We start from the raw sequence: 12,425 nt of genomic DNA, 5'->3' as shown, positions 1-12,425 counted from the left end.
ATCTGCAACGGCCGGCACGGCCAGTCCGTTGCGGAATGATTGAATCCAAGGCGCAGCGGGGCCCAGTGGCGCGGCCGGCATGGGGCGGGCGCCGCGGGAATATCCTAGAGAGTGGCTAACAAAAGTCAGTGTTACGGCCGAGGCAAGGCGCGCCGGCGCCATGCCGCATCAGGCGTTCTGTCAGCCGCTCTGAAACGGATGAATCAGTGGCTGAAGTAGCGGCTGAGCAAGACGATGCCGGAAAACAGCACCACGGTATTGATCACCCGAATGAATTGCTCGCGCGTCAGGCGCAGGGTGATGTGACGGCCGGCGAACACCCCGCACAGCATCGCCGGCGCCAGCAGCAGCGCCAGCAGCAGGATGGAGGTGTCCATATAGACGCCGGCCAGCGCGAACAGGATCACCCGGGTCAGGGTGCTCAGGCCTATCAGCGTGGTCTGGGTGATGCGCAGATGTTCTTTCTGTTCGATGCGGCCGGACAGATAGATGGCGTAGATGAAGCCGCCGCTGCCGAACAAGGCGCTGAACACGCCGCCGATCAGGCCGAAGGGCACCGCCGCGCGCGGCTGGAACTGCCGCTTGGGGCTGAGGCCGCTGAGCGAGTACAGCGAATACGCCACCACGAACACGCCCAGCGCCAGCAGCAGCACGTCCGGCCGGGTTTTCAGCAGGATGGCGGCGCCGATCAGGCTGCCGGCCACCATCAGCGGCAGCAGCCGCTTCAATTCGCCCACGTCGGCCTTGCGGCCGTCGCGCAGGATGTTGCTGAGCGCGGCGAACATATCCATCAGCGCCAGCAGCGGCACGATCTTGGCCACCGGAATGAAGATGGCCAGCACCGGGCTGGCGACCAGGGCGGTGCCGAAGCCGGCCACGCCGAAAATCACGTAGGCGATGGCGATGGCCGAGAAAATGGCGGCCAGGTCCTGCCATGGCAAATCCAGCAACATAGGGGGTTCTCCTGACTCGCGGGCCACACTCCAGCAAACGCGGTGGGTGTTGGCCTGACGGTGCTTGCTATTTCTCCGACGGCTATTTGGTATGACTCAGCCGTTCTTAAGTGTTTGCATCCTACTGATTTGGCGTGATGTATGTCAAATGAGAAAGTTCGTTGTTGTAGTATTGATATTGCATTTTTGTGATGGTATCCCAGTTGCAAATATCCTGATTTGGATAAATCAAATAGAGAGGGATAGCAAAATGTAGCGGGCTGAGCCGGGGGCGGCGGCAATGCTGGTGGATGGCGCTGGACTCGCCGCTGGGCGGGGACTTGGCTATCATCCGCCGCATGACTGATGCGAGGACGCCAATATGAGCGATGAACTGCAAATCACCGATCTGGTGACGGGCGAGGGCAAGGAGGCGGTGCGCGGCGCGCTGATCACCACCCAGTACACCGGCTGGCTGGAGGATGGCACCGAGTTCGATTCATCCCACGCCAAGGGCCGGCCGTTCCAGTGCGTGATCGGCACCGGCCGCGTGATCAAGGGCTGGGACCAGGGCCTGATGGGCATGAAAGTGGGCGGCAAGCGCCGGCTGTACGTGCCGGCGCGCCTGGCTTACGGCGAGCGCCAGATCGGCGCGCTGATCAAGCCCAATTCCAATCTCCTGTTCGAGATCGAGCTGCTGGAAGTGCTGACCCGCGACGATTGAGGCGGCGCGGCGAACAACAGACCGGCGCTGGGACCGGGTGTTGTTCGCCATTGCTTTATGCGTCCAGCAGTTTCCAGGCCACGCTCTCGCCGGCGCGCAGCGGCACCAGCGCGTCGCCGTCGTAGGGCAGCGCGTCCGGCACCGTCCACGCCTGCTTGGCCAGGGTCACCCGCTCTTGGTTGACCGGCAGGCGGTAGAAGGCCGGGCCGTTGAGGCTGGCGAAGGCTTCCAGCTGGTCCAGCGCGCCGGCGGCCTCGAAGGCCTCGGCGTACAGCTCGATGGCGGCGTTGGCGGTGTACATGCCGGCGCAGCCGCAGCTGCTCTCCTTGGCGTGGCGCGCGTGCGGCGCGCTGTCGGTGCCGAGGAAGAACTTGGCGGAACCGCTGGTGGCGGCCTTGAGCAGCGCCTGGCGGTGCAGCTCGCGCTTGAGCACCGGCAGGCAGTAGTGGTGCGGGCGGATGCCGCCGGTGAACAGCGCGTTGCGGTTCATCAGCAGGTGGTGGGCGGTGATGGTGGCGGCGACGTTGTCCGGCGCGGCGGCCACGTATTCGGCGGCGTCGCGGGTGGTGATGTGTTCGAACACCACGCGCAGCGTCGGCAGCTTGGCCAGCAAGGGCTGGAACACTTGTTCGATGAACACCGCCTCGCGGTCGAACACGTCGATGGCCGGATCGGTGACTTCGCCGTGCACTAGCAGCGGCAGCCCGGCCTCGGCCATGGCTTCCAGCGCCGGCAGCGCCTTGTTGACGTCGGACACGCCGAAGTCGGAGTTGGTGGTGGCGCCGGCCGGGTAGAGCTTGACCGCGTGGACGAAGCCGCTGGCCTTGGCCTTGCGGATTTCCGCCGGCGAGGTGTTGTCGGTCAGGTACAGCGTCATCAGCGGCTCGAAGCGGCTGCCGGCCGGGCGCGCGGCCAGGATGCGCTCGCGGTAGGCGGCGGCGGCGTCCACGGTGGTCACCGGCGGCTTGAGGTTGGGCATGATGATGGCGCGGCCCATCTGGCGACAGGTGTCGGGCAATACGGCGGCCAGCGCCGCGCCGTCGCGCAGGTGCAGGTGCCAGTCGTCGGGGCGGATCAGGGTCAGGGTTTGCGTCATGGTCTTGCCTGCGGGTAGCGATGAAAAAGGCGGCGGTCAAAAAGAACCTGTTTACAAGCTGCTGCGCGTCGTGAGAGGCGACACGGCGAGTACGTCTATCAGAATGCTGATGTACGCTATGCACATTCCGCTTCTTCAGCCGCTTTCGCCTGGTTTCGCCTTTGCTCGCGAGCGGGTAAACAGGCTCTGAGCCATCGAAATTATTTCCGTTTCAGCACCATGCGGAATTTGCCTTCCGCGGTGGTGTCCGAGGTCAACAACGCGTTGCCGGTCTGGCGGCAGAAGGCTTCGAAATCCTTGGGCGCGCCGGGATCGGTGGCGATCACCTCCAGCACCGCGCCGCTGTCCATTTCCGCCAGCGCCTTCTTGGCGCGCAGGATGGGCAACGGGCAGTTGAGGCCGGAGAGGTCTATGGTCTTGTCGAAATTCATGGTCCGGCTTCCTCAGCCTTATCAGTTACAATGGAGGGAAGCCCGGCCGCTTGGCTCTCGTTCAAGGCCGCATCGCCGACGCGCGGCGGACCTTGAGCGGAATACAGGCCTGGTCGGAACTGTCCGCGGCTGCTCCCTAGACCTTAAGTTTACGCGAGTCGCCAAGCCATTCTCAAATCGGCCTTTATCATGTGCGTGATCGCTTTTGCCTACAAGACCCCCGGATTGGGCCAGCTGGTGTTGCTGGCCAACCGCGATGAATACTATGCGCGCCCGGCCGAGCCGCTGGATTGGTGGCCGCAATACCCCAATACCCTGGGCGGGCGCGACGCCGAGTCCGGCGGCAGCTGGCTGATGGTGGACGGCCGCGGCCGCATCGCCGCGGTGACCAATATCCGCGACGGCCATCCGGTCAAGGCGGAGCGTTCGCGCGGCGAGCTGGTGGAGCGTTTCGTCAGCGGCGACGAGGACCCATTCGCCTTCGCCGACTGGCTGCGCGCCGAGCAAGGCCGCTACGCGCCGTTCAACCTCTTGTTCGGCTATGCCTCGGACCTGTTCCATTTCCACAGCCGCGGCGGCCAGATCGCGCGGGTGACGCCGGGCATTCATACGCTGTCCAACGCCACGCTGGACACGCCGTGGTTCAAGAGCGAGCGGTTGGCGGAGTATCTGCGCGAGTTTCAGCGCGTGCCCAGCGACGAGCAGGCATTCACCGCCTTGTCCGACGCCACGCCGGCGCCGCTGGGGCAGTTGCCCAATACTCGCATCGGCTCCGCGCTGGAGCGGGTGCTGTCGCCCATCTTCATCAAGGGCCGCGACTACGGCACGCGCGCGTCCATGCTGCTGACGGTGTCGGCGCGCGGCGATATGCAGTTTTCGGAATTGAGTTGGGGCTTGGCCGGCAGGGAAACCGGCCGCCGCCGTTTCACCTTGCGTCCGGGCCAGCCTAGCGCGGCCCCGACGCGTTGAACGAGGAGTTAGAGATTTGAAGACTTTTGCCGCCATCATCGCGCTGGCCCTCTGCGCCGCGCAGCCGGCGCTGGCCGACAACAAGATCAAGAAGAACATCGATTTCGCGCCGGAAGTGCCGTGGCAGGAGGGCGATTACCAGTTGCCGCCGTATCCGGCGCAGCCGGATTGGATCGCGGTCAGCACCGACAATCTGCAGGTCAATCAGTATTTCGTCGACGCCAAGACCCTGAGCGCGGGCGAGGACGGCGTGGTGCGCATGATCGTGCGGGTGAAGAGCCCGGCCGGCGGCGAGAATCTGAGTTTCGAGGGCCTGTTGTGCAATGAGGGCAGCTACCGCGCTTACGCCTTCGGCAACAGCGTCGATAAAAACTGGATCCGCTCCACCAAGGCGGTGTGGCGCAAGATAGAGCGCGACGACAAGCTGCGCCGCACGCTGCGCGAGCTGGCCTGCCCGGATCGGCGCGCGCCGCGCGACGCCGAGGAGGCGCTGAAGCGCTTGCGCCAGGGCTGAGTTGCTGTTTGAAAACTGAAAGGCCCGCGCCGGAGTCCGGCGCGGGCCTTGTCGCGTTAGGCGCGCAGCGCGCGCCGTCTTTCCCGCCAGGCCGCGTGGCGTTGCGCCAGCGCGTCGAAGTACAGATAGAGCACCGGGGTGATGTAGAGGGTGATCACCTGGGAGAAGATCAGGCCGCCCACCACCGCCAGGCCCAGCGGCTGGCGCAGCTCGGCGCCGGCGCCCAGGCCCAGCGCGATCGGCAGCGCGCCCATCAGCGCCGCCAGCGTGGTCATCATGATGGGCCGGAAGCGCAGCAGGCAGGCGGCGTGAATGGCCTGCTCCGGCGTCATGCCCTGCTTGCGCTGCGCTTCCAGCGCGAAATCTATCATCATGATGGCGTTCTTCTTGACGATGCCGATCAGCATCAGGATGCCGATGCTGGCGATGATGGTCAGCTCCTGGCCGAACAGCATCAGCGTGCCCAGCGCGCCGATGGCGGCGGAGGGCAGGCCGGACAGAATCGTCAGCGGGTGGATGTAGCTTTCGTACAGCACCCCCAGCAGCACGTAGATCACCGCCACCGCGATGCCCAGCAGCAGGATCTGGCTGCCCTGGGTTTCCTCGAAGGCGGCGGCGTCGCCGCTATAGCTGGTGGCGATGGACGGCGGCAGCGCGATGCGCTCCTTGAGCTGGCGCAGGTGTTGATCGGCCTGGCTCAGCGGAATGCCGGGCGCCAGGTTGAAGGACAGCGTCACCGCCTGCAGCTGGCCCTGGTGGTTGACCGAGATCGGGCCGACGGTGCGTTCCACCGCGGCGATGCTGGACAGCGGCACCAATTGGCCGTCGGCGGCGCGCACGCGCAACCGCGAGAAGTCGAATTCGTTGATCTTGAAAGGATCGTCCGCCTGCAGGATCACCTGGTAGTTGTCGCTGGCGGTGTAGATGGTGGAGATCTGCCGCTCGCCGAAGGCGCTGTACAAGGCGCTGCGTATGCTCTGGATGTCCACGCCCAGCAGATTGGCCTTGTCGCGGTCTATGTTCAGCTTGGCTTGCAGGCCCTTGAGCTGGGAGTCGCTGGTGACGTCGCGGAAGATCGGGTCGGCCTGCATGCCTTGCTGCAGCTTGTCGGACCAGGCGTTCAGGCTTTCCGCCTGTATGCCCTGCAGGGTGTATTGGTAGCGGCTCTTGCTCTGGCGGCCGCCCAGGCGCAGGTTCTGCGTCGGGTTCAGATAGACGCTGAAACCGGGCACCGCGCGCAGGTCGCCGCGCAGGCTTTCCATGGTCGGGTCCAGCTTGGCGCGCTCGCCGCGCGGCTTGAGCTGGATGAACATGCGGCCGGTGTTGCCGCCGGACAGCGAGGAGGTGACGAAGGCGACGTTGGGATTGGCCTGCACGATCTGGGCGGCGCGCTGCTGCAGCTTGAGCATGGCGTCGAAGGACACGTCCTGCGCCGCCTCGGTGCTGGCCATGATCTGGCCGGTGTCCTCGGTGGGGAAGAAGCCCTTGGGAATGGCGCTGAACATCAGCGCGGTCAGCGCAAAGGTGGACAGCGCCGCGGCCAGGGTCATCCGGCGATGCTTGAGTGCCAGGTCCAGCGTGCGGCGGTAGCCGTTCAGCACCGCGTCGAAACCGCCTTCCAGCACGGTGGCCACGCGGCCGCGCTGCGCCTGGTGGCCAACGGCGTTCGCGGCCAGGAAGCGCGAGGACAGCAGCGGGATCAGCGTCAGCGACACCGCCGCCGACACCAGCACCGCCAGCGAGACCACCACGGCGAATTCGTGGAACAGCAGGCCGATCACGCCCTGCATGAAGAAGATGGGAATGAAGATGGCCACCAGCGACAGGGAGATGGACACGATGGTGAAGCCGATCTCGCGCGAGCCGCGCAGCGCCGCTTCCATCGGCGACAGCCCTTCCTCGATGTAGCGGACGATGTTTTCCAGCACCACGATGGCGTCGTCCACAACCAGGCCCACCGCCAGCGTGATGCCCAGCAGCGAGATATTGTCCAGGCTGTAGCCCAGCCAGTACATCAGGCCTATGGTGCCGATCAGCGAGATCGGCAGCGACAGCGCCGGAATCAGCGTGGCCGCCATGCGCTGCAGGAACATGAAGATCACCATGATCACCAGCGCGATGGTGAGCAGCAGGGTCAGCTTGACGTCGTGAATGGCTTCGCGGATGGACTGCGAGCGGTCGTTGAGCAGGTTCAGCCGCACCGAGCCGGGCAACTGCGCCTGCAACTGCGGCAGTTCCTTGCGGATGGCGTCCACCACCGCCACGGTGTTGGCGTCGCTCTGGCGCATCACCGCCAGCACGATGGAGCGCTCGCCGTTGACCCAGCTGCCGGTCTTGAGGTTTTCCACGCTGTCTTCCACCGCGGCCACATCGGACAGCCGCACCGGCAGGCCGTTGCGGCTGGCGATGACCAGGTTGGCGAACTGGGCGGCGTTCTGCAGCTGGCGGTTGGCCTCCACCGTCATCAGCTGCGATTTGCCCTCCAGCGTGCCCACCGGGGTGTTGGCGTTGGCGGCGCGGATGCTGGCGGCGACATCGTCCAGCGTCAGATTGCGCGAGGCCAGCTTGCCCGGATCGGCCTTGATCCGCACCGCGAAGCGCTTCTGGCCGAAGATGTTGACCTGGGCCACGCCCTTGAGGGTGGCGATATTGGGCGACAGCCAGTTCTCGGCGTAGTCGTTGAGATCGGACAGCGACATCGCCGGCGAATTGAGCGCCAGCAGCAGCACCGGCGAATCCGCCGGGTTGACCTTGCGGTAGGATGGGGTGGAGGTCATTTCCGTCGGCAGCGAACGCTGCGCGCGCAGCAGCGCCGCCTGCACGTCCACCGCCGCCAGGTCGATATTGCGGTCGTTGTCGAATTCCAGCGTGATCGAGGTGCTGCCCAGGGTGCTGGAGGAGCTGATCACCGCGATGCCGGGGATGGTGGAAAACTGCTTTTCCAGCGGCGCGGCCACCGAGGAAGCCATGCTGTCCGGGCTGGCGCCCGGCAGGCTGGCGGACACATTGATGGTGGGGGTGTCGAAGCTGGGCAGCGCGGCGATGGGCAGCTTTTGATAGGCGATCAGGCCGGCCACCACCAGGGACAGGCACAGCAGCACCGTCATCACCGGACGGCGGATGCAGAGCTCGGAAATGTGCATCACTGGCCTCCGCTGGCCTGGCCGGCCTTGGCCGCGCGCACTTTGTCGCCGGGGCGCAGATTGAGGCCGCCGTTGGATACCACGGTGTCGCCGGCGCTCAGGCCTTTGACGATGGCTTTTTCCTTGTGGATGGCCAGCAGTTCCACCGGCACGCGCTTGACGCCGCCGTCAGCCTGCACCGTGTAGCTGAACTTGCCTTCCGGCCCGGTCAGCAGCGCCGCCACCGGGATGGTGGTGGCCTGCTGGTAGCGTCCGGCGTCCAGCGCGACGTTGACGAACTGGCCCGGCCACAGCTTGCCGTCCTGGTTGGCGAACTCGGCTTTCAGCGTCAGCGTGCCGTTGGCGCTGTCCACCGCGCTGTCTATGAATACCAGCTTGCCATCCACGCTGTCGCCGCTGTCCGGCAGCGTTGCGCGCACCAGCAGCGTGCCGGCGGCCTGGGCGTTGCGCACCGCGCCAAGATTGCGTTCCGGCAGGGTGAAGGTGGCGGTGATCGGGTGGGCGCGGGTAATGGTCAGCATCGCCGTGGCCATGCCCGGTTGCACCAGGGTGCCGGGATAAACGCCGATCACGCCGATGCGTCCGCCTATCGACGCCCGCAGCGTCTTGTAGTCCAGCGCCACCCGCGCCGCGTCCACTTGGGCGCGGTCGGCGGCGACGGTGGCGCTGAGCGCGTCCATCTTGGATTGATTGGCGTCCACAACGCTTTGCGACACGAAGTTCTTGACCAGCAAATCGCGGCTGCGCGCCAGGTCGCGCTCGGCGTTTTTCAACTGGGCCTGGTCGCTGAGCAGCTGTGCCTGGGCTTTCTTCAGCTGCGCGGCTTCGGCGGCGGTGTCCAGCGTGAACAAGAGTTGGCCCGGTGTCACCTGCTGGCCTTCCTTGACGTGGACCTTGGCCACCACGCCGGAAACCTGCGGTTTCACTTCCACTTTTTCAATGGCGGTGACATTACCGGTGGCGGACAGCTCTATCGGCAAGTCCTCGGTGGCCACCTTGGCCATGCCAACGGCAATCGGCGGCTTGGCGCGCTGGCCGGCGCCGCCGTCCGTGTTCTTGAGGCCGTAAACGCCGGCGGCGCCGGCCGCGATCAGCAGGCCCGCAACGGTGGCTGCAACGACTCTTTTCTTCATTGTTGTTCTCGCTTTGGAGCGGGCGCTGCCCGCCGTGGATACCAGGTGTCGTCCCATCGAAACCCGATTGGCCGTTCAAGCCCCGCGTCTACGCCGTGCCGGGCGGACTGGGGCGGGAACGCATGCCTCGCCGCCGCGAGCGCTGTCTTCCATTGGCCGGGTGGCTATCCTTGTCTGCGCTTGAATAATGGTATCGCCCGCCAGGGCTTGCAGATCAAGGGGCGCCTGGGCGGCGCGCCGGACGGCGGGCCGGAAAACGGGCTTGCGGCATGCGTGAGGCCGAGCTTACTCAAGCAGTCCGGCTTTCGCCAAGCGCTAAAGCGTTAATGATTTTGGAAAATCCTGTTTTAATAAAAATAAGAAAAAACAGATATTCCTTTGGATTAATTGTATAGGCTGATATCCACGGCCATGAGCATTACTTATGACAGGCAATAAGTTATGGAATGGCTTGATGGTGTCGGACAAAAAACATTGTGAAATCATAGTGCTGCCACAGCAAATATAGGCTTGGATAATCAATTTGCGACGAAAACGTTAAATCGCTCGCCGCAGCGCCGTGCTTAGCACTTGAAGTATTCAAAATCCTCAGCGCATAATGGCCGCCAACCACTCTGGATACAATCGAGTGAAGATTCTGATCATCCCGCGATAGTCGACGGGATAGACAATACATAGGAGAGTAGGCGAGATGGCAGATAAGAAATCGCTACAGACAATCGCGGCCGCGGTCACGCTGGCCCTGACATCCGGCGCGGCGCTGGCCGCCGTGTTGCCCGCCGGCACCAAGCTGGCCGCCAAACAGGAGCTGGTGCGCTCCAACGGTTCCGAGCCGGAGTCGCTGGACCCGATGGTGGTGGAAGGCGTGCCGGCCAACATCATCACTCATGACCTGTTCGAAGGCCTGACCGCCACCGACAACGAAGGCAAGCTGCAGCCGGGTGTGGCCGAGTCCTGGAAACAGACCGCGCCGACCACCTGGGTGTTCAAGCTGCGCAAGAACGCCAAATGGTCCGACGGCAGCGGCGTCACCGCCGACGATTTCGTCTACGGCATCCGCCGCCTGGTGGACCCGAAGCTGGCCGCTCCCTATGCCGGCACCTTCGGCATCTTCTTCCTGAATGGCGAGGCCATCGTCGCCGGCAAGAAGCCGGTCACCGCCATCGGCGTCAAGGCGCTGGACAAGTACACCGTGCAAGTGGACACCGCCTTCCCGGTGTCCTACCTGCCTGAGCTGATGTCCAATGCCCAGCTGGGCCCCGCGCCCAAGGCGGTGATCGACAAGTTCGGCAAGGACTGGGTCAAGCCGGGCAAGATGGTCAGCAACGGTCCCTTCGTGCTGAAAGACTGGCAAGTCAACAGCAAGGTGGTGATCGAGAAGAACGCGCAGTACTGGAACGCCAAGAATGTGCAGCTGACCCGCGTCAGCTTCCTGCCGATCGAAGATCAGAACGCCGACCAGAAGCTGTTCCAGTCCGGCCAGACCGACATGACCTACGAGATCCCGCCGGGCAGCTTCGACAAGCTCAAGAGCTCCATGCCCAAGGATCTGAAAACCTCCACTATCCTGGGCCTGCGCTACTACAGCCTGAACAACCGGGATCCGCTGCTGAAGGACGTGCGCGTGCGCAAGGCGCTGTCCATGGTGATCGATCGCGATCTGATGACCAAGAAGATCACCGGCGACGGCCAGCTGCCGTCCTACAGTGTGATGGTCAAGGGCGTGCACGGCGGCCTGCCGACCAGCTACGACTGGGCGCAATGGCCGATGGCCAAGCGCGTGGACGAGGCCAAGAAGCTGCTGGCCCAAGCCGGCGTCAAGCCGGGCACCACGCTCAAGCTGTCCTACAACACCAGCGACTACCACAAGAAGATGGCCATCTTCGTGGCCTCCGAGTGGAAGAGCAAGCTGGGCTTCAACACCTCCATGGAAAACATGGAGTTCAAGGTATTCCTGAAGAAACGTCACGACGGCGACTACCAGGTGGCGCGCAACGGCTGGCTGGCCGACTATAACGACGCCACCACCTTCCTGGCGCTGGTTCAGTGCGGCAACACCCAGAACGACAACTTCAACTGCAACAAGAAAGCGGATGAGTTGATCAAGCAGGGCAATGAAAGCACCGATCCGGCCAAGCGCACCCAGTTGCTGACCCAGGCCACCAAGCTGGTGATGGACGACTACCCGATGATCCCGGTGCTGCAGTACACGCTGCCGCGCCTGGTGAAACCGTATGTGGGCGGCTACTCGCTGAAGAATCCGGTGGATCGTTACCGCAGCAAGGATCTCTACATCATCCAGCATTGATCGCCGGCCCCGCGCCGACGCCTGCACGCCTCCAGTCCCCATGTGGGATAGGGGGCGTGCCGGCACGCGCGCTCGGCCTTGATCAGGAGACGGGGGCAACCCCGGTGTGTTGAGCGGGCGGCCGTCGCAGACGGCGCCGCCCGCCCGTGACTATCGGTGTCAATCGCCGTTGCTCCGTCCGCCGCCCGCGCATCGCGCGGCGGCGCGCGGCGGAACGCGGCGAGTCGGAGTATCTTGCAATGTGGTCCTATACCTTGCGACGCGTGCTGTTGACGATCCCAACCGTGTTGGCCGTCATCACCGTCTGTTATCTGCTGCTGCACATGACCCCTGGCGGCCCCTTTGACGGGGAGCGCAAAGTTTCCGAGGCGGTGTTGGCCAACCTACAGGCCAAGTACCATCTCGACCTGCCCCTGTGGCAGCAATACCTGTATTACCTGAAGAGCCTGCTGCAAGGCGATCTGGGCGCTTCCTTCCGTTATTCGGACTGGAGCGTCAACGATCTGGTGGCCGAGGCGTTGCCGGTATCGGCGGCGATAGGCGGCAGCGCCATCCTGATTTCGCTGGTGATAGGCGTGGTGCTGGGCATCATCGCCGCGCTGCGCCAGAACAGCGCGGTGGATTACCTGGTGATGCTGATCAGCAATATGGGCAGCGCCTTTCCGTCCTTCATCATCGGGCCGGTGCTGGTGCTGATCTTCGCCGTCACCCTGCACTGGCTGCCGTCCGGCGGCTGGAACGATTTCGATCCGCGCTACATGATCCTGCCGGTGGCGCTGCTGACCTTCATCAACGTGGCCACCATAGGCCGGGTGATGCGCGGCAGCCTGATCGAGGTGCTGGGCAGCAACTTCATCCGCACCGCGCGCGCCAAGGGCCTGCCGATGCGCACCATCATCGTCCGCCACGCGCTCAAGCCGGCGCTGATGCCGGTGGTGACGCTGCTGGGGCCGCTGACCATTTCCTCGATCACCTCCGCCGTGGTCACCGAATCCATCTTCTCGCTGCCCGGCCTGGGCAAGCTCATCGTCAACGGCGCGGCCAACCGCGACTACACGCTGGTGCTGGGCCTGGTGGTGCTGGTGACGGTGATCGCCGTGGTGCTCAATCTGCTGGTCGACCTGGCTTACGCCTTCCTCGATCCCAAGATTCGCTATTGACGCGCGTGACCGCGA

General features: G+C 64.4%; 10 protein-coding genes. 5 read left to right on the top strand and 5 right to left on the bottom strand.

The genetic code is table 11. The features are described 5' to 3' along the window. Window positions 1–203 precede the first annotated feature (203 nt). Window positions 204–953, bottom strand: a complete 750-nt coding sequence (locus ACE3QM_RS13970) for a sulfite exporter TauE/SafE family protein (protein WP_048410061.1) — start codon at window positions 951–953, stop codon at window positions 204–206. 361 nt (window positions 954–1,314) lie between these two features. Here ACE3QM_RS13970 and ACE3QM_RS13965 point away from each other — a divergent pair, with 361 nt between their 5' ends. Further along, entirely contained in the window at window positions 1,315–1,656 is a 342-nt protein-coding gene (locus tag ACE3QM_RS13965; protein ID WP_231462195.1) for an FKBP-type peptidyl-prolyl cis-trans isomerase, read from the top strand. A 55-nt stretch (window positions 1,657–1,711) separates the two neighbouring features. Here ACE3QM_RS13965 and pyrC read toward each other — a convergent pair whose 3' ends face one another. Together pyrC and ACE3QM_RS13955 are read right to left on the bottom strand one after the other, a co-directional pair. Beyond that, window positions 1,712–2,752, bottom strand: a complete 1,041-nt coding sequence (gene pyrC, locus ACE3QM_RS13960) for a dihydroorotase (RefSeq protein ID WP_374422678.1) — start codon at window positions 2,750–2,752, stop codon at window positions 1,712–1,714. Between the two features lie 200 nt (window positions 2,753–2,952). Further along, window positions 2,953–3,183 carry a sulfurtransferase TusA family protein gene (locus ACE3QM_RS13955; protein WP_043589636.1) on the bottom strand — a complete coding sequence of 77 codons (231 nt, stop codon included), beginning with the start codon at window positions 3,181–3,183 and terminating at the stop codon, window positions 2,953–2,955. 189 nt (window positions 3,184–3,372) lie between these two features. Here ACE3QM_RS13955 and ACE3QM_RS13950 point away from each other — a divergent pair, with 189 nt between their 5' ends. Beyond that, the gene (locus tag ACE3QM_RS13950) at window positions 3,373–4,152 is read left to right on the top strand and encodes an NRDE family protein (protein WP_374422676.1); all 780 of its coding nucleotides are present in this window, start codon (window positions 3,373–3,375) and stop codon (window positions 4,150–4,152) included. Window positions 4,153–4,168: 16 nt separating this feature from the next. Then, a complete protein-coding gene (locus tag ACE3QM_RS13945) occupies window positions 4,169–4,666 on the top strand; it encodes a CNP1-like family protein (protein ID WP_053074386.1) in 498 nt (165 codons plus the stop codon). Window positions 4,667–4,722: 56 nt separating this feature from the next. Here ACE3QM_RS13945 and ACE3QM_RS13940 read toward each other — a convergent pair whose 3' ends face one another. Both ACE3QM_RS13940 and ACE3QM_RS13935 read right to left on the bottom strand, forming a co-directional pair. Then, window positions 4,723–7,809, bottom strand: coding sequence for an efflux RND transporter permease subunit (locus tag ACE3QM_RS13940; RefSeq protein ID WP_374422672.1), 3,087 nt, complete (start codon window positions 7,807–7,809; stop codon window positions 4,723–4,725). Continuing rightward, complete coding sequence (locus ACE3QM_RS13935; protein ID WP_374422670.1) at window positions 7,809–8,942, bottom strand: efflux RND transporter periplasmic adaptor subunit; 1,134 nt, start codon at window positions 8,940–8,942, stop codon at window positions 7,809–7,811. The genes ACE3QM_RS13940 and ACE3QM_RS13935 overlap by 1 nt, the downstream gene beginning before the upstream one ends. Before the next feature lie 691 nt (window positions 8,943–9,633). On the opposite strand from ACE3QM_RS13935, the gene ACE3QM_RS13930 reads away from it, so the two are divergent. Both ACE3QM_RS13930 and oppB read left to right on the top strand, forming a co-directional pair. Next, window positions 9,634–11,250 carry a peptide ABC transporter substrate-binding protein gene (locus ACE3QM_RS13930; RefSeq protein WP_048410066.1) on the top strand — a complete coding sequence of 539 codons (1,617 nt, stop codon included), beginning with the start codon at window positions 9,634–9,636 and terminating at the stop codon, window positions 11,248–11,250. Between the two features lie 239 nt (window positions 11,251–11,489). Beyond that, on the top strand, window positions 11,490–12,410 hold the full coding sequence (gene oppB / locus ACE3QM_RS13925; RefSeq protein WP_048410067.1) for an oligopeptide ABC transporter permease OppB: 921 nt from the start codon (window positions 11,490–11,492) through the stop codon (window positions 12,408–12,410). Window positions 12,411–12,425 lie beyond the last annotated feature (15 nt).

Source organism: Chromobacterium sp. (assembly GCF_041912965.1).
Lineage (GTDB): Bacteria > Pseudomonadota > Gammaproteobacteria > Burkholderiales > Chromobacteriaceae > Chromobacterium > Chromobacterium aquaticum.
Note: the sequence above shows the minus strand (reverse complement) of the source record. Positions and strands in the feature narration are given on the sequence as shown.